This is a genomic window from Ruminococcus sp. AF20-12LB, assembly GCF_003478985.1.
Classification (GTDB): domain Bacteria; phylum Bacillota; class Clostridia; order Lachnospirales; family Lachnospiraceae; genus Blautia_A.
The window spans coordinates 13,279-31,827 of record NZ_QUGH01000021.1 but is presented as its reverse complement, the minus strand read 5'-3'; the positions used below and the strand labels follow the sequence as shown (position 1 = coordinate 31,827).

9 protein-coding genes are annotated in these 18,549 nt (G+C 41.5%); all 9 read left to right on the top strand.

All coding sequences use genetic code 11. The annotated features are described in order from the left end of the window. Positions 1 to 22: 22 nt before the first annotated feature. Entirely contained in the window at positions 23 to 352 is a 330-nt protein-coding gene (locus DWX61_RS17840) for a DUF4315 family protein (protein ID WP_227190458.1), read from the top strand. Then, complete coding sequence (locus DWX61_RS17835; protein WP_118401258.1) at positions 342 to 1,007, top strand: CD1107 family mobile element protein; 666 nt, start codon at positions 342 to 344, stop codon at positions 1,005 to 1,007. Before DWX61_RS17840 ends, DWX61_RS17835 begins: the two co-directional genes overlap by 11 nt. Positions 1,008 to 1,079: 72 nt before the next feature. Beyond that, positions 1,080 to 3,173 (top strand): type IA DNA topoisomerase, encoded by a 2,094-nt coding sequence (locus DWX61_RS17830; RefSeq protein WP_118401257.1) that lies wholly within the window; start codon positions 1,080 to 1,082, stop codon positions 3,171 to 3,173. A 26-nt stretch (positions 3,174 to 3,199) separates the two neighbouring features. Further along, complete coding sequence (locus DWX61_RS19720; protein WP_118401256.1) at positions 3,200 to 10,972, top strand: helicase-like domain-containing protein; 7,773 nt, start codon at positions 3,200 to 3,202, stop codon at positions 10,970 to 10,972. Positions 10,973 to 11,031: 59 nt separating this feature from the next. Next, complete coding sequence (locus DWX61_RS17820; protein ID WP_118401255.1) at positions 11,032 to 15,753, top strand: LPD16 domain-containing protein; 4,722 nt, start codon at positions 11,032 to 11,034, stop codon at positions 15,751 to 15,753. Further along, positions 15,750 to 15,983 (top strand): transposon-transfer assisting family protein, encoded by a 234-nt coding sequence (locus tag DWX61_RS17815; RefSeq protein WP_005421654.1) that lies wholly within the window; start codon positions 15,750 to 15,752, stop codon positions 15,981 to 15,983. Before DWX61_RS17820 ends, DWX61_RS17815 begins: the two co-directional genes overlap by 4 nt. Continuing rightward, positions 15,980 to 16,831 carry a YodL domain-containing protein gene (locus DWX61_RS17810; RefSeq protein WP_118401254.1) on the top strand — a complete coding sequence of 284 codons (852 nt, stop codon included), beginning with the start codon at positions 15,980 to 15,982 and terminating at the stop codon, positions 16,829 to 16,831. Before DWX61_RS17815 ends, DWX61_RS17810 begins: the two co-directional genes overlap by 4 nt. Positions 16,832 to 17,111: 280 nt before the next feature. Continuing rightward, positions 17,112 to 17,657 carry a hypothetical protein gene (locus DWX61_RS17805; RefSeq protein WP_015543469.1) on the top strand — a complete coding sequence of 182 codons (546 nt, stop codon included), beginning with the start codon at positions 17,112 to 17,114 and terminating at the stop codon, positions 17,655 to 17,657. A 69-nt stretch (positions 17,658 to 17,726) separates the two neighbouring features. Next, positions 17,727 to 18,518, top strand: a complete 792-nt coding sequence (locus DWX61_RS17800; protein ID WP_118401253.1) for a TraX family protein — start codon at positions 17,727 to 17,729, stop codon at positions 18,516 to 18,518. Positions 18,519 to 18,549 lie beyond the last annotated feature (31 nt).

Here is an 18,549-nt window from a genome sequence, read left to right as displayed (position 1 = left end):
AGGGAGCGAACAAGAGATGAATATGCGGTTAAAAAAGGTTCTGGATGACATTCAGAAAACTGAAAACAAGATTCTGGAACTGCAGGAGCATGTAAGGCAACTGAGAATCCAGAAAAAGCAGATGGAAGATGCAGAAATTATTAAGGCAATCCGTTCCATGAAGATGGACAGCCGAAAGATGCTGACTTTTCTGGATGGAATTCAGAACGGAACAGTTACCATGCAGTTTGATGAAGAGGGCAATCTTTCTATGGATAGTTCTGAAACGGGTATAAAGAAAGAAGAAAATATGGATAGCGAAATGTCAACCGGACTGATAGAAGAAAGAGAGGATTTGGAAGATGAAGAATAAAGTAATGAAAAAAGTTTTAATGATTATGTTGTCGGCAACGATGCTGATTGGTTCTGCCAGTGTGACCGCTTTTGCACAGGCAAATGAAAACGCAGAGCAGGCTGAAACTGCGGAACAGGTGATAGAAGAACAGCCGGCGGAGCAGCCTGCCACAGAGGGAACACCATTTTCCACGCCGGGAAACGGACAACTTGTGGATGATAAGGAGAATGACAGCTCCAAGCAGTTTCTGACTGTCCAGACAAAGAATGGAAATACCTTTTATATGGTTATTGACCGTTCCGGTACTTCTGAAAATGTGTACATGATGTCACTGGTAGATGAACAGGATCTGGCAGAGTTCTTAGATGAAAATGAAGAAACTGAGAAAAAAGAGGAATCTGCAGTTGTTCTTCCGGAAATAACCACAACACCAGAACCGGAAACTACCGTACAGCCAGAAACAGAAGTAAAACAGGAATCCAGTGGTAATAAAATGTTTGGTTCTGCAGTCCTGGGTGGAGGCATTGTGCTGGCATTCGGCGTTTTAGCTGCTTTTGCTTTAAGTAAATTCCGAAAGAAAAAAGAGGACGGAATTGTAGAGGAAGGTCTGGAATTTGCTGATGACAGTTACATCAATGAAGATGAAGAAAATGCAGAAGACCAGCAGAAATAACGAAAAATCATAAGGTATGGAGAAAGGGCAGTTCTTTATGGACTGCCTTTTTGACAGGAACAGGAGGAAAATATGGCGAAATTTTTAGTAATTGCAGAGAAACCAAGTGTGGCACAGAGTCTTGCAAAAAATTTATCTGCTTATCAGAGAGAGGATGGGTATCTGGAGGGGAACAGTTGCATTGTCAGTTGGTGTCTGGGACACCTGGCAGAATATGCACCACCGGAAATTTATGACGAAAAATATGCAAAATGGCAGTTTGAGGATTTGCCGATCATCCCGGAAGTATGGAAAGTACAGGTATCAGAAGATAAAAAGAAGCAGTTTGAAGTGTTGTGTAGCTTAATGAACCGGGAAGATGTAGCGTATCTGGTTAATGGCTGTGATGCTGGAAGAGAAGGAGAACTGATTTTTAAAAGAGTTTATGATCTGGCAGACTGTCGAAAACCAGTGAAGCGTCTGTGGATCAGCTCAATGGAAGATGAAGCGATCCTGAAAGGATTCCAGTCCCTAAATGACGGGAGAGAATATGCAGGGCTTTGTAATGCTGCGGTATGCAGGGCACAGGCGGACTGGCTGATTGGAATGAATGCAACGAGAGCTTACACAACCAGATATTTTAAACGTCTGGTAGTTGGCAGAGTGCAGACACCAACGCTTGCCATGCTGACAGAAAGAAAAGAGAAAATTGAGCATTTCAAGAAAGAAGCCTATTATAAGGTTTCCCTGTCAGATGGGAAACTTACGGTAACGTCAGAGAGTATCCCGTTAGAAACGGAAGCGGAAGAATTAAGAAAACTTTGTGATGGGGCAGAAGCACTGGTCACAAGGGTAAAAAGAGAACAGAAAAAGACTTTCCCACCAAAACTTTATGATCTGACCAGTCTGCAGAGGGAAGCAAATCGTTTTTTCGGATACACTGCCCAGAAGACACTGGATATGCTGCAGGAGCTGTACGAAGAAAAGATGGTTACCTATCCGAGAACAGACAGTCAGTATGTAACCGAAGATATGAAAGAAACGGTAAAAATGCTTGTCGAAGGCATGACAGATTTTCTTCCGTTTCTGAAATCTGAACAGACTGGAGAAAACATAGATCGTGTGGTTAATAATGCAAAGGTATCTGATCATCATGCAATACTGCCGACAAAAGAAGCAATGGAAAAAGGCATGGGAGGACTTTCCAGTGGAAAGAAAAATCTGCTGATGCTGATCGGACAGCAGCTTGTTCAGGCAACAGGGGAAGAGTACCTTTATGAGCAGACAGAAATTTCCGTACAGTGCAAAGAACATGAGTTTACTGCAAAAGGGAAGCTGCCTGTGCAGATGGGCTTCAAAGAAGTGGAAGAAGCCTTTCGGAAATACTGTGTAAAGGATAAGAAATCTGATGAACCGGATCATAAGACAGAACTTCCAGAAGGATATGAGGAAGGAATGACTCTTGCCTCTGTGAAAGCAGAGAAGAGTACACATTACACTTCTCCGCCGAAGATGTTTACCGAAGATACCCTGCTTGCTGCAATGGAAACAGCAGGGAATAAGGAATTTGATTCTGAAACAGAGAAAAAAGGACTTGGGACACCGGCAACCAGAGCCAATATCATCGAAAAGCTGGTAGTTTCTGGCTATGCAGAACGTAAAGGAAAACAGATTCTTCCTACAGTAGCAGGATGTGAGTTGATTCATGTAATGCCGGAGAATCTGAAATCTGCAAGCCTGACAGCAGAATGGGAGAATCAGCTTCTGATGATGGAAAAGGGGAAAATCCAGGAAGATGAATTTATGAATGGGATTGTATCCATGATTAATGAGATTCTTTCTTTGTGCAGGGCAATCCCGGAAGAAGAACGGAATCGTTTTCAGACTGCAAGGGAAGTGATTGGAAAATGCCCAGTGTGTGGTTCAGAAGTATACGAGGGAAAAATCAATTATTACTGTTCTGACAGAAACTGTCAGTTTGCTCTGTGGAAGTCGAACCGCTTTCTGGAAAATATGAAAAAGTCGATGGATAAAAAGATGGCGGTGGAGCTTCTGAAAAAGGGGCGTACCCATGTGAAAGGACTGTATTCCAAGAAAAAAGACAGCAAATTTGATGCCGATCTGGTACTGGGGCTGGAAGATGGAAAAGCCAGATTCAGTCTTGAGTTTCCTAAAAAGAAGAAATAAAGCACAGACGGAAGGAGGAATGAGTTATGGCTCATTTAGATGAGATACGGGGACTTGCAGAATATCATGCAACCCGTATCAGCAGTTCACCGAGAGACTGGATGAATTATCTGGATACTGCGGCCAGACTGTATCGGTATCCATTTATGGATCAGCTTTTGATCCACGCACAGCGTCCAAAAGCAACTGCCTGTGCTTCTTTGGAATTATGGAATGAAAAAATGCTGCGGTGGGTAAATCGAGGAGCAAAGGGAATTGCTCTTTTAGATGAAACCATGCAGAAAACAAGACTCCGGTATGTATTTGATATTCAGGATACTCATAAGGTAAAAGGTGGAAGAACACCGTATTTGTGGCAGTTGCAGGAGAAACAACAAGATGCCTTATTAAACCATTTAGAAGAAGTTTACGGACTGGAAGCTAAGGACGCAGGAAATCTTTCTGATGCACTGATGGCAACAGCAAAATACATGGTGGAAGAAAACCTGGATGAATATCTGGATGGCTTGACGTATATGACAGAAGGAACGTACCTGGAGGAGCTGGAAGAAGATACCATCCGCAGCGAATTTCGCAGTCTGTTGACAGATAGCATTTATTATACTCTGGCTTCCAGATGTGGGCTTGATCCGTTGGAACGGCAGGAAGAAATGGACTTTGTACATATCACAGATTATAACAGCTTATCAGTGCTGACATTTATTGGAAATGCAACGAGCATGGCCAGTGAGTCTGTGTTAGTGGATATTGGAAGATTTGTACACCGTATTTCATTAGAAGAAATGAAAAAGGGTATTGAAAATTCGGAAGAAAGGAATTATAATAAATTTAACACGTTAATTCGCGAAAGCGAAGAAAACAACAACAGAATCATAGAAAACGAATATCCACAGGAAAATGAAGGAGGAAATGAGCATGGAACTGACATATCATCGCAAAGGGGATTATCTGTTTCCGAATCTGACAATCCAGGAGACAGAAGCACAGATCGGGAAATACGGAATGCTGCGGAGGACATTTCTGAAGGAACACAAGAACAGCCTGTATCAGAGCCTGTTGCTGACTGGGAAACTGAACCGTCATCTGGAGGAGATCGAGAAAACAGCACAGAAGAGATTGGAAGTACAGATGGAGAAACTGTTGGAGAAGAATCCGGCACCGTCGAAAGAGGAGAACCCGATGGCGTGGACAGCCCATATGAACAGTCTGATGGCAACAGCGGAAGAGAGCATCTTGACGGAATTGGTATACAACTAATTGAAGACACAAGTGAAGATCAGTTAAGTAAAGCAGAGGAAGAAATCGCCTCTGCTTTATCTTTGCCCGAACTTCCATCTGTAAATGAACAGAAAAGGGAAATTGAAAACAGAATAGCTGCCCTCTATGCAGGGGAGATTGCCATTCCAAGTGAAGTGGTTGATGAGGTTTTAAGAACCGGGGGAAACCGAAGTAAAAGCCAGCTTCGTATTATCTATAATTTTATGAGTGAACAGACACCGGAAGAATATACGGAGTTTGTAAAGCGGGAGTATGGAACTGGTGGAAAAGGTTTTGAAATCAATGGAATGGAATATTCTGTCTGGTTTGACGAAACGGGATTGCAGATTGCAGTAGGGCATACCGTTACTGATCAGATTCTGGATAAAGCGTTTTTATCCTGGGAAGATGTGAGTGGTCGTATCCATCAGCTTTTGAAACAAGGCGAGTATGCACCGCAGTCCGTACTTGATGTTGCAAGGGAGAATGCAATAAAGGAACATGCCCAGGCACTTGCCTATATGAAAGCGGATATGGCAGAGGGGGTAGCAGAACTTGTCTTTGATGAAGAAGATTTGCCACATCTTCACAGTATTTATCCAGAAATTACTGATTATCTGGAAGAGAAACTGACAGATCCGCAGTGGCTGGCAGATCTGAATGAGCGTCTGGAAGGACTGGCGATGGCTTATGAGGAAGATAAAAGCATTATGCGGTTCCGCACCTATAATCCGATCAGAATATCCGGTCAGTTTCAGAAATTTGCTGCAGAAGTAATTCCATACAGTGCAAGAGATGAATTCACATGGCAGGAACATAAGGTATTTATTACGCAGGATGAAATAGATGCTTTTCTTGCCGGTGGAGGGCCATATTCGGATGGAAGGCTTTCTACCTATTCTTTTTATCTCCTGAATGAAGATGATAAGGCAAGGACAGATTTTATCAAGGAAAAATATGGGATAGGCGGTCAGAGCCATGCTTTATGTGGGGCAGATAATTCACATGCAGATTATGACGGGAAAGGTTTGAAACTGGAGAGAGGGGACTATGGGAATCCAGATACCTCGGTGTTGCTGCCCTGGGCAAAAGTTGCAAAAAGAATCGGCTATCTGATTGATAATCAGCAGTTCTTACGTTCTGCAGATTATTCCCGTATGCCGGAATATGAGAGGGAACGGATTGCAGGAAAAGTAATCAGTTTTTATGCAAGAATGCCAGAAGAAATCGAGCGTCCGTTTAAGCAGGATTTCTTTAATGAAGAAGCAAGAAAAGAACTTCCTGTTATGCTGAATGATTCGGAGCAGTCGCAGAAACTGTTACAGGCGATGGATGATGCCCTGGCAATGCTGCCATTGGATTTTGAAGCAGTGAATGAAACTTATGAGAAGAAATTACAGCTTTTGACGGAAGTACATCAGTATGTGGAAGGCAGCTATACGATTTTCCCGGTACAGGAAGTACCAGATCAGGCAGATGGCTTAAATGGATACCAGATGTCTTTATTTGATATTGTGAGTGCTTCCGAACCAGAAGAAGATATAGAAGATACGGAACCGGAGCAAATTATCAGTGAACCAGAAGAAGAACCGGAAATAAAACCAGAGGAAGAAATAGAACCGGAAGATATAAAAGAACAGATTGTAGAGCAGGAACCTCATAATTTCCATATTACGGACGATGATCTTGGCTCTGGCGGTCCGAAGGCAAAGTTTAAAGCAAATATGGAAGCTATCCGGCTGTTGAAAGAACTGGAACAGGAGCAGAGATTGGCAACACCGGAAGAACAGGAAGTGTTGTCAAGATATGTTGGCTGGGGCGGTATTCCACAGGCTTTTGAAGAAAGAAACAGTGCTTGGGCAGAGGAATACACGCAGTTAAAAGGAGTCCTTACATCAGAAGAATACAGTGCAGCAAGGGCGTCAACCCTGAACGCTTTTTATACTTCCCCGACAGTCATCAAAGCAATGTATGAAGCACTTGACAACATGGGACTGAAACAGGGAAATATCCTGGAGCCATCCTGTGGAGTAGGTAACTTTATGGGACTTTTACCGGAAAGCATGAGTGCCACAAATATGTACGGCGTGGAGCTTGATCCGGTTTCCGGGCAAATTGCAAAACAGCTTTACCAGAAGAATAGGATTGCAGTACAGGGATTTGAGGAAACCAGTTACCCGGACAGCTTTTTTGACTGCGTGATTGGAAATGTACCGTTTGGGGCATATCAGGTCAGTGACCGCAAATATGACAGATACCACTTTATGATCCATGATTATTTTATTGCAAAATCCTTAGACCTGGTACGTCCGGGCGGAGTGGTGGCAGTTGTCACATCAAGCGGTACAATGGATAAACAGAATCCGGAAGTCCGACAGTATTTTGCAAACCGGGCAGACCTGCTTGGGGCAATACGCTTACCGAACAATGCTTTCCAGAGAAATGCCAATACCAGTGTGGTTGCGGATATTCTGTTTTTCCAGAAAAGGGACAGGGCTGCAATTACAGAACCAGACTGGGTACAGTTAAAAACTACACCGGAAGGCTATACAGTCAATTCCTATTTTGCTGATCATCCGGAAATGGTGCTTGGAGATTTTACAACAGAAAGTACCCAGTACGGAAAACAGGAAGTGACAGTAAAGGCAAAAGAGGGAGCAGATCTGGCAGAGCAGTTAAAAGAAGCGGTAAAGCATATCCAGGGAACCATCACAGAGCAGGAGATTTCGGATACGGAACTGGAAGAACAGGTGGTATCCATACCGGCAGATCCGAACATTAAGAACTTTAGCTTTGCACTTGTCGGAGAGGATATTTATTACAGGGAAAATTCTGTTATGAATAAGATGGAACTTCCCGTTGTGACAGGCGAACGTGTCAGGGGCATGGTTGCCATCCGGGATGCAACAAACAGGCTTCTGGAACGGCAGTTGGAAGAATGCAGTGATGAAGAGGTTGCCAGCTTACAGGCTGAATTGAATCAGGTTTATGACAGCTTTACTGCCAAGTATGGACTACTCAGCAGCAATGCGAATAAAAGAGCGTTCAGCATGGACAGCAGCTATTGCCTTTTAACTTCCCTTGAATTTTTGGACGAAAAGGGCGAGTTGAAGCGGAAAGCAGACATATTTACGAAAAGGACAATCCGCAGGGCAGAGCCGGTAACATCGGTAGATACTGCAAGTGAGGCACTGGCGGTATCCATCGGGGAAAAGGCAAAAGTAGATATTCCTTATATGATGGAGCTTACCGGAAAAACAGTGGAGGAGGTCACAGAGGAGCTTACGGGTGTTATCTTCAAGAATCCGCTTACGGATAAATGGGAGCCATCCGATGAGTATCTTTCCGGGAATGTCAGGGAGAAGCTGAACATTGCAAGGCAGTTTGCAGAAAACCACCCGGAATATATGATCAATGTACAGGCACTGGAACGAGTACAGCCGAAAGATCTGGATGCTTCCGAGATTGAAGCAAGGCTTGGTACAACATGGATTTCTCCAGACTATATTACAGAGTTCATGGCAGAGACATTCCATACACCACGACAGCATATCAATTATGAGCGTATCAAAGTCCAGTATGCGGAAGTGACTGGACAATGGAACATAAAAGGAAAGAATGTGGACAGCAGCAATAACCCGCTTTCTACGGCAACTTACGGAACACAGAGGGCAAATGCTTACAGGCTGTTGGAAGATGCCCTGAATCTGCGTGACACAAAAATCTATGACACAATACATGATGCAAATGGGGAACACCGGGTACTGAACCGGAAAGAAACCACCCTGGCACAGCAGAAGCAGGAACTGATCCGGGAGGAATTTAAAGAGTGGATCTTTAAGGATATGAGCCGACGGGAAACACTCTGTAAAATTTATAATGAACGGTTTAACAGCATCCGGCCAAGGGAATATGATGGCAGTCATATCCAGTTTGTGGGAATGAATCCGGAAATTAAGCTGATGGAGCATCAGAAAAATGCAGTGGCACATATCCTTTATGGAAATAATACACTGCTCGCACACTGCGTAGGTGCAGGCAAGACGTTTCAGATGATCGCAGCCGGTATGGAGAGCAAGCGTCTGGGACTGGCACAAAAGAACCTTTATGTGGTTCCAAATCATTTGCTGGAACAGTGGGGAAGCGATTTCTTACGCTTGTATCCGGGAGCAAATATTCTGGTGGCAACGAAGAAAGATTTTGAACCGGCAAACAGAAAACGGTTTTGTTCCAGAATCGCAACTGGTGATTATGATGCAGTTATCATTGCACACAGCCAGTTCGAGAAAATTCCACTTTCCAGAGAAAGACAGATTGCATTGCTGAAGGATCAGATTGCAGATATTACTTTTTCTATTGAGGCGGCAAAAGAGGAAGCAGGACAGCAATATACGGTCAAGCAGATGGAAAAGACAAAGAAAACATTGAAAGCAAAACTGGAAAAACTGAATGACCAGACACGAAAAGATGATGTGGTTACTTTTGAACAGCTTGGCATTGACAGGCTGTTTGTGGACGAGAGCCACAACTATAAGAACCTTTTTTTATACACAAAAATGCGGAATGTGGCAGGTATTTCACAGACCGATGCACAAAAAAGTTCGGATATGTTTATGAAATGCAGGTATATGGATGAGATAACCGGAGGAAAAGGAATTACGTTTGCAACGGGAACACCCGTATCAAACAGCATGACTGAGTTATACACCATTATGAGATACCTCCAGTATGATACTTTAATGAATATGGGAATGGGACATTTTGATTCGTGGGCAGCGACTTTTGGAGAAACAGTTACAGCAATCGAATTGTCACCGGAAGGGACGGGCTATCGTGCAAAAACACGATTTGCCCGTTTTTTTAATCTTCCAGAGCTGATCTCCATATTTAAAGAAGCTGCGGATATTCAGACTGCAGATATGCTGAATCTTCCTGTACCGGAAGCAGAATATATCAATGAAGTATTAAAGCCGAGCGAGGAACAGAAAGAAATGGTGGAAGCCTTTTCAGAACGTGCAGAAAAGGTTCGTGGCGGTGTGGTAGATCCAAGGGTAGATAACATGCTCAAGATTACCAATGACGGAAGAAAATGTGCATTAGACCAGAGGCTTTTAAATGATATGTTGCCGGATGCAGGGGAAAGCAAGGTAAATGCCTGTGTGGAGAATGCTTTCCAGGTATGGGAGGACGGAAAAGATACACAGGCTACCCAGTTGATCTTCTGTGACCTCAGTACACCGAAAAATGACGGAACATTCAATGTTTATGATGATGTGAGAAATAAGCTGGTAGAACGGGGTATTCCGAAAGAGGAGATCGCATTTATTCATGAGTATAATACGGAAGTAAGAAAAGCGGAGCTGTTTGCAAAGGTGCGGGCCGGACAGGTAAGAATCCTGATGGGTTCCACTCCGAAACTCGGTGCTGGTACCAACGTTCAGGACAGACTACTTGCACTGCATCATCTGGACTGTCCTTGGAAACCGTCTGACCTGGAACAGCAGGAGGGACGTATTCTCAGACAGGGAAACCAGAATGATAAGGTAAAAATCTTTCGGTATGTAACGGAAAATACTTTCGATTCGTACATGTGGCAGATTCTGGAAAACAAACAGAAGTTTATTTCGCAGATTATGACCAGTAAATCCCCGGTTCGTGCCTGTGAGGATGTGGATGATACGGCATTGTCCTATGCAGAGATCAAAGCACTGGCAACGGGTAACGAATATATTAAGGAGAAAATGGATCTGGATGTGCAGGTAAGTAAGCTGAAACTTCTGAAAGCGAACCACACCAGTCAGATCTATCGTCTGGAATCGGATATTGCAAAGCGGTATCCAGTACAGATTACCGCATTAAAAGAGAAGATTGCCGGTATGCGTGTGGATGCAGATGTAGTAAAAGGAATAGATTTACAGGATAATGACCACTTTGCAATGACAGTCGGTGGAAAGCTGTATACAGATAAAAAAGAAGCAGGAGTTGCACTCATTTCAGCAGCATCCGGTTTGAAGTCTGTAAAATCAGCCGGGCAGATCGGAGAATATCATGGTTTTGCACTTTCTTCAGAATATAATTTCCTGTCGAATACTTATACCATGACGCTCAAGGGAAAATGTTCTTATAAGATTGAGTTCGGAAAGGATACTCTGGGTAATATCCAGAGGATTCATAATGCACTTTCTGCAATCGAGAAAAAGCTGGCAGATACCGAGCAGAATCTGGAAACGGTACAACAGCAGTTAAAGACTGCACAGGAAGAGGTACAGAAGCCATTTCCGAAAGAAGCGGAACTGAGTGAAAAAATGGAACGTCTGGCAGAATTAAATGCCATGCTCAATATGGATGAGAAAGGGGGAGAAAATCTTCTGGCGGATGAGGGTATCGGGGAAAATCCGGAAGTAAATGTGCCAGAGGAACGTCAGGACAGAATCGCAGACAGTGTTCATAAAACGTCTGTTTTGGAAAGACTCAAAGAACAGAAACAACAGGCAGGTGAAACACATCAGAAGCCCAAAAAGAAACATGAACAGGAGTTATAAAGGGTATCCCGTCAGAGTGACCAGAGCTTTGGCGGGATTTTTCTATGGAGGATTTGATTATGGCAAACAGAGAAGAACAGTTAAAGCAGATTACAGAGCAGTTGGAACAGGGCGTTGCAGAAATATTCACATCAGAAAAATATACCGAATATCTGAACACAATGGCAAAGTTCCATAATTACAGTTTTAATAATACATTGTTGATCGCCATGCAGAAACCGGAAGCAACACTGGTAGCCGGGTATCAGGCATGGCAGAAGAAATTCAACCGGCAGGTAAAAAGAGGGGAAAAGGGCATCCAGATTATTGCCCCGGCTCCGTATAAAGAGAAACAGGAGATTGAAAAGACTGATCCGGACACTGGCGAGATTGTGATCGGGGAAGATGGACAGCCGGAAACAGAAGTAGTAGAGCGTGTCATTACAAGATTCCGGGTTACGACAGTATTTGATGTCAGCCAGACCACAGGAGAACCGATTCCAGAGTTTGAGGTATCAGAACTGGAGGGGGATGTTCTAATCTACCATAATTTTATGGAAGCATTAAAAATGGTTGCCCCAGTTCCTATCCGCTTTATTGAGATTGACGGGGAAGCAAAAGGCTTTTATCAGCTTGTCGATAAATATATTGCTGTCCAACTTGGCATGAGTGAGGCACAGACCATGAAAACAGCGGTGCATGAAACCGCACATGCAGTATTACATGATCGTGACCAGATGGAAGCAGAGGGCATTGTAAAAGACCAGCTTACAAGGGAAGTGGAAGCAGAAAGTGTTGCCTATGTGGTATGCAACCATTTTGGATTGGATACATCAGAGTATTCCTTTTCTTATATTGCAAGCTGGTCTTCCGGTAAAAATATGAAAGAGCTTCGTGCTTCTATGGACACCATCCGTAAGACTTCTGCTGATATGATCGGACAGATTGAGGAAAAGCTCAGAGAACTTCAGATAGAAAGACCAGAGCAGGAAGCAGATGTTGTGGAGCAGACAGAAGAAATGAGTGCCATGCAGTATGCAGAACAGACCATTAACCGTCTGGAGCAGGAACGGACGATTTTCAGCAATGACCAGAGAAATCTTATCGTGAATTTTGCTTATAAACTGGATGACAGGAAAGCAATGGAAAAACTGGTAGAGAATCTTGCAGAATCTATTCTGGATGGAAACAGAGAAGCGGTACTAAAACTGATTGGAGAAGCGGAGGAACAGATTGACAGTCTGCCGGATTCGATGATCGGCTTATCAGAATTGCATGAAGCCGGATTTTATTCGGAGAGTATGCTTCCGCTTACCAGGGAACGGGCAGTGGAACTGCACCATGATGGAGTAACAGTTTACGGGCTGACCGGAGCAGTTGGCGGTCAGGAGCAGTCACAGAGGGTTATGAATCTGGAACGGGACATTTTACAGCATGACGGGTTATTCGGAGTGACGAAATTTGAATGGGAAAATTATCGGAGAAGTCAGGAAACGGTTATGACACCGGAAGAAAAGGCAAAAATCAAAGAAACACTTCTTTTAGAGAGTGATGGAAACCGTTATGGTATTTATCAGATCAACAGTGGCCAGGAAGAAAGAGGATATCAGTTTTTAAGTCTGGAAGCGGCAAAAGAAATGGGATTTACCGTAGATGGCAAAGACTATCAGATGGTTTACAGTGAAAGACTGAGAGATGCTACGACACTGGACAATCTTTTTGAGCGTTTTAATATAGAACGACCAAACGATTTTACCGGACACTCTATGTCAGTCAGTGATGTGATCATTACGAACCGGGGCGGTAGATTAACCGCATACTATGTAGATTCCTTTGGATTTACAGAACTACCGGACTTTGTGGCACAGAGAGCTGAAATGTTAAATGCCAATCCAGTAAAAGCATATCCGGAAGTTTATATGGGAACTTTGGAAAAGGCTATGCAGGAGAGAAATGTAGATGCTTACCTGGATTCCAGAAAACTGAACATTGACTGTAAAAATGCAATCGAACAGGCAATCGCAGAGGGCTTTAACGGTATGCGTTTAAATCCAGATGCTGCAGTAAGTGTGGTTGAGAAATACGGAGAAGAACGGGTTGCCTTTGTTCTGGCAAATACATTGAAACAGCTTTCCTATGATGGAAGATTTTCTGATGGCAATAAACGATGGGCAGATGGCATTGATATTCCGGAAAATATCAGCCGGGGAATGGATCTGAACAGGGACTATATTGTGAGCAGTCATCCGGCAGTCCTGAATGGTTTCATTGATATGGCAAGGAATGAAATCCGTACCAGGAAATTGGAAGAGGTGCTTGGTGTGAAAAATCAGCATATAACTGAAACTACAAGAGGGTATGAAGCAGACGGACATACAGGCACCTGGTATGCGATGGATATGAAAACGTATCATGGGGAGCGATTCTTCCAGATGAGGAGTGAGGAATACGGTCAGGACGTAGCAGATATTATCGTATCGGAAAATGGAACACTGGTGGCAGAGGACATCTGGCATGGATTTGATGAAGAAGCCAGGGAAGCTATTTCAGAATATCTGGAAGAAAATGGTGCAACAGTATATGACCTGATGAATCTTACAGGACAGGCAACAGTTATCTTGGCAGACGGAACAGTTATGAAAATCATGGAACAGCAGCCAATCAGTACGGACACATGGGAGCCGACACTGACCGGACAGAATCTGCAGGGGGAAGAACAGAAATTCAGTTTTTTCGAGATACATAAAGTCAGAGAAAATAATGGCATTGACCTGAAAATGCCAGAAAATCATTATATTGACCAATATTATGTGATCGAAGATCTGGAAGCAAAAGGAGGGATGAAGATTGAGCGATATAAGGATCTTGGAGCTGCCCTTGGAGCATATTACTCTCTGCCTAATCATAAAATGAAAGCTCTTGGAATTGAAAATACGGCACCGTTGCGAGGCTGTCTTGATTTTATCCAGTGCAAGAATGGAGTAGATACGCTGATTTATGATTGTCAGAAAGTAGAAGGATGGCTGAATCCGCAGATATACAATACTTTTAAAGATATAGGCAACAGTCTGGCAGGGCATGATACAGAGATAGCATACCAGATTGGAGAGCAGTATTTTACAATCCAGACAGTAGAAGATGGTTATGATTATACATTCTATGATAAGGACTATCTGGAACTGGATGGCGGTGTCTACGATAATCCGGATATTTCTATTTCAGAAGCAATGGAGAACATTTTAGCGGAAGAAGGATTTTCGATAGAAGATGCAAATGTAATGGATTATGAAGAACTGTATGCAGAAATTGAATATGCAGAAGAAGAGAGAATGGAGAAGATACAGTTTGAACGTAATTGTCCAAAGGCTTTTTTTGATGGTTATGACAGGGAAGCGGCATTAAAAAATTATGAGGGAATAACCGTACAATTTAAAATGTCTGGTATGTATTTAACAGTGCAACCGACTGAGGAAGGCTATAAATACCTGGTTTATGATCAGAAACTTCATGAAATTTCAGGAGGTGCCTGTGGAAATCCAGAAGATTCTATTCAGAAAGCAATGTATGCCAGCCTGAAAAATGAAGGCTTGGAAGATGTTGAATGTGTAAAAGTTGATGACAGGGAGTTTCGGGATAAGGTAATCAGTCATTCTAAAGAAGTGCTGGCTAGTGGAGATGTTCGATTCACTTCGGAACTTGGCAGATGTGAAACAGCATTGAATGGAATGGGCAGGGCAGAAATTGAATATGAAGTTTTATTTCATGCAAGAGCTGTTCTGGAAGAAATGGGACTGGAAAATGAAGTTACATTGATTGGGGCGAGAGTACATGGTTCCAGAAGCAGAGATGACCTGTATCGTGCAGATTCTGATCTTGATGTGGTGCTTTCTTATCGGGGAAATATTCGGGAGGATAGTTTTTTTAACGAATTGAATTCCTATGGTATGGCAATAGCAGGCATTAAAATAGACATTAACCCAATCTCAGAAGAAAGGATTACCCTAGCAGAATATATAAAGGAATCCGAAGCCTATCTTGATCAGCAGGAAATCAAGAAACTCGCAGTGGACTTGGATAATTTTAGTTATGAGTATGATACCTATGAATATAAAGATAGTGTTGAAAATAGGGAAGAACAGGTCGAGAAAATTACAGAGGATATTTTGAACAAGGATACAGCAGGTTTAAAAGACTGGCTGACTGAGGTGTCGGAAGAAACGGATATAGACAGTGATGTAGTCACTGCCCGGTCATTACTCTCACGTTTGGAAAATGCAGAAACATTCTCTGCTTTTACCAGGAAACCAGAGCAGGAACAGCCAGAAGCCACGATCACTTTTTATGTTGCGGAGTGTATGGAATTTCCTGTTATGGGTGAGTATCATGAGAACCTTACCCTTGAAGAAGCATTACGCATTTATGAAACGATTCCTGCAGATCGCATGAATGGAATAAAAGGTGTTGGATTTGAACTGCATGATGGAAGTGATTATGATGGACCGTATGATCTTATGCGACTGGGAAAAGTTGACCGGGAAGATGTGGATATGATTCAGCATTATAAGGAAAGTCCATTAGTACAAAAAGCAATGGATGATGTGGAAAAATATTTTGCCCAAAAGCAGGAGCTTACGAAAATAGAGGAGAAGCCTATACAAAAAGAAAACGTTCCGCAACCAAAGAGCAGAAAAGAATCCGTTCTTCAGGCACTCAGAGAGCGTCAGGCGAAAATAAAAGAGCAGGAGCAGAATACGTCGAAAGAAAAATCCAAGGCACATAAGAAGGGAGATGTAACATTATGATGGTAAGGTTTGAGGAAGATGAATATATAGCAGTCGCAATTTTTGATGCAGGAAACCGGATTCAGACAATGGAAGCGATGGATGAGATTTTTTCCTATCTGGACGAAGATATGAAACTACTGATTTTTACAACGATTCAGAAGCTCTACTATCTTAGCGATGAGGGATATGAAGAACTGCAGAAAACGGTAGAAATCTATAAAGCAGATCTGGAGGTGGATGGAGAATGAGTACAAGTCAGTTTGCAGTTTATCAGCTAAAAAAGAAACCGGAATTGAGAAATCTTCTTTTCCGAACCTATGAGGAACTTGCAAAGGATCAGATTCCTGTGCAGATGGAAAATTATGAACAGGTGTATCTCGGAACAATGAAGCCGGGAGAAACACCGGAGCAGATAAAAAAGGAGCTGGAGAAGAAACAGCCGCACAATTATAAAGGCCATGCAGTCAGTACCAGTGATGTGCTGATCCTTAATGATAAGGGTGTTATGACCATTTACTATGTAAATAAAGATACTTTTATAGAAATTTCTGATTTTATGAAAGGCACATCTTCAGAAGGTGGTGGCCTTGCAAAAGATACAGTGGGCTATGAAATAGCTGGAAAAGATGGAACATGGGAAGTAATAGATTATCTGCTGGTGGAAGGTAAGAATTATTTCCTTATGGAACATGAGCAGTATGGGAAAGATGTTGCGTATGTAGTCTTAGATCAGAAAGGCAATGTGATTGTAGACAGCACCTACAATGGATTTGATGATGTAGTAAAACAGAAGATTCTTGATTCTCTGCACCCGCCAGTACAGGAGCAGGCAGAAGACTATAAACCGAAACTGGATAACTGGCAAAAGTACATGGAGAATGGGGAATACCTGCGAAGTGCGGAAATCACAGAGGAAGCAAATTACAATATGATTGATGGACTTAAAAATAATGCAGCACCAAAAGATAAAAAGAACCGTCCAAAAGAATCTGTCCTTGCAAAACTGAATGAGAAAAAGGAAGAAATTGCAAGACGTAGTGGACAGAAAGATATGCAGCAGGTAATGGAAGAAGATATAGAACGCAAGAAAAGATAGGCTCTTTTATTAATGGATTTGAATTATAGATTCGAAGTTTTATATTTAGGTTGATGAAAGATTGTTATGTAGGTAGTCTTTCCTGCACTTTTTAATTTAGCTAATACTTTGTGTTTTCAGAAAATATTATTTTTTTATCAAAATTTGTAAATTAATGTCACTATTATGGGCGGGTATTCGTATTATGATTAAAAGAGAAAATAAAGGGTGTGAATCCAATGGGAAAGATATTCGGAAGTCGGAGCAAAAAAGATAATATTTCTAATAAGGGAGGAATTACATGAGAAACAAAAGAATGAGTTTTAAACGTTTATTATTCACATTTATGGTTATGGTATGCCTTTGTGTTCCGTCGTCGATTGTTTTTGCACAAACAGATAAAGAGATGACTCAAGAAGCGGATAAAGGTGTTCCGGAAGTGCGTTTTACAGGCGATGTTAACGGACATGAAGAATTTAAATTTGTACCTGTTGCCAGAACAACTCAAGAACCAACATCAAAATGGTCTTGGAGTGATGGAAAATATTATGTAGATGGTAGTAGTAATTATTCAACATTATATACAAATTATTATTTTACGAGCGTTAAAGGTAAAAAATTTAGTTTTTCTGCAGGCTCAAGTAATAAAGTAAAGGTTGATTTGGTACATAAAGGAACTATTGTTCAAACGGTTGTAAGTAGTTGGACAATTAGTGCGGGTGGTAGTAAATCACATACGATTACAGCTGATGATCTTGGCGGATACAGCAATAGTGATAAATTTTATTTTCGTTTTAATAGCAGCCCTATAGGTAACCGTTATTCTATTTCAGGTTATTTTGGCTAATGTTTTGTAAAAGCCCTTCTATGCAATTGATAGAAGGGCTTTTACACTTTTGAATTTATAGGGGGATTTATGGAAAGGATTAAGAACAATATATTTTTTAATTTAAGTAATACAATGCTTAAAATAATAGGATTAGTATGTATGACCATTGATCATTTGTATTTATATGTATTTGCAAACACTACGATAAATGTTAGTATTTTTAGAATTGTGGGTCGAATTGCAGCACCGTTATTTCTTTTTGCTGTGATACAGGCTATGCGGTATTCATCAGATAAAAAAAGTTATATTTTCAGATTGTATAAATATCATATATGTATTTGCATTCTTGAAATTGTTTTATCGTATTTATTACATTCGGAGATCTCATTTAATGTAATTCCAGAATGGCTTTTTACAGCAATTTATATTTACTTGATTGATATGATTATAAAGAAAGAACATATTATAAGGCATATAGTTTTAATGCTTATACCTATTTTAGTAGGGATAGGAAGTCTTATAATAGGGACTAGTGGTTCAGTAATAAATGTATTTTTACCTAATATTTTTACGATTCAGTATTCTCCATTTTTTCTGATCTTAGGAATTGGATGGTATTATATGAAAAAAAAGAAAAATCAGATTGTAGCATTGATTTTCTTTTCAGTATTTGTATTAATAGGTTCTTATATTGTAAGTGTATCTCAGTATTGGGTTTACCCAGGGTTGTTTAATTATACCCAGGCATGGATGGTTCTTGCAGCACCATTTATTGCATTATATAATAATCGCAAAGGGAAAAATTTGAAAAAATTTTTTTATATATATTATCCAACACATATTTGTATTTTTTTATTGCTTGGGAGATTTGTACATTAAACAATATTTGATGAGTGCAAATTAAAAGATG

Coding starts and splice junctions, on each gene's coding strand:
- DWX61_RS17840 (WP_227190458.1), top strand. CDS start 23: ATGCGGTTAAAAAAGGTTCTGGATGACATTCAGAAAACTGAAAACAAG.
- DWX61_RS17835 (WP_118401258.1), top strand. CDS start 342: ATGAAGAATAAAGTAATGAAAAAAGTTTTAATGATTATGTTGTCGGCA.
- DWX61_RS17830 (WP_118401257.1), top strand. CDS start 1,080: ATGGCGAAATTTTTAGTAATTGCAGAGAAACCAAGTGTGGCACAGAGT.
- DWX61_RS19720 (WP_118401256.1), top strand. CDS start 3,200: ATGGCTCATTTAGATGAGATACGGGGACTTGCAGAATATCATGCAACC.
- DWX61_RS17820 (WP_118401255.1), top strand. CDS start 11,032: ATGGCAAACAGAGAAGAACAGTTAAAGCAGATTACAGAGCAGTTGGAA.
- DWX61_RS17815 (WP_005421654.1), top strand. CDS start 15,750: ATGATGGTAAGGTTTGAGGAAGATGAATATATAGCAGTCGCAATTTTT.
- DWX61_RS17810 (WP_118401254.1), top strand. CDS start 15,980: ATGAGTACAAGTCAGTTTGCAGTTTATCAGCTAAAAAAGAAACCGGAA.
- DWX61_RS17805 (WP_015543469.1), top strand. CDS start 17,112: ATGAGAAACAAAAGAATGAGTTTTAAACGTTTATTATTCACATTTATG.
- DWX61_RS17800 (WP_118401253.1), top strand. CDS start 17,727: ATGGAAAGGATTAAGAACAATATATTTTTTAATTTAAGTAATACAATG.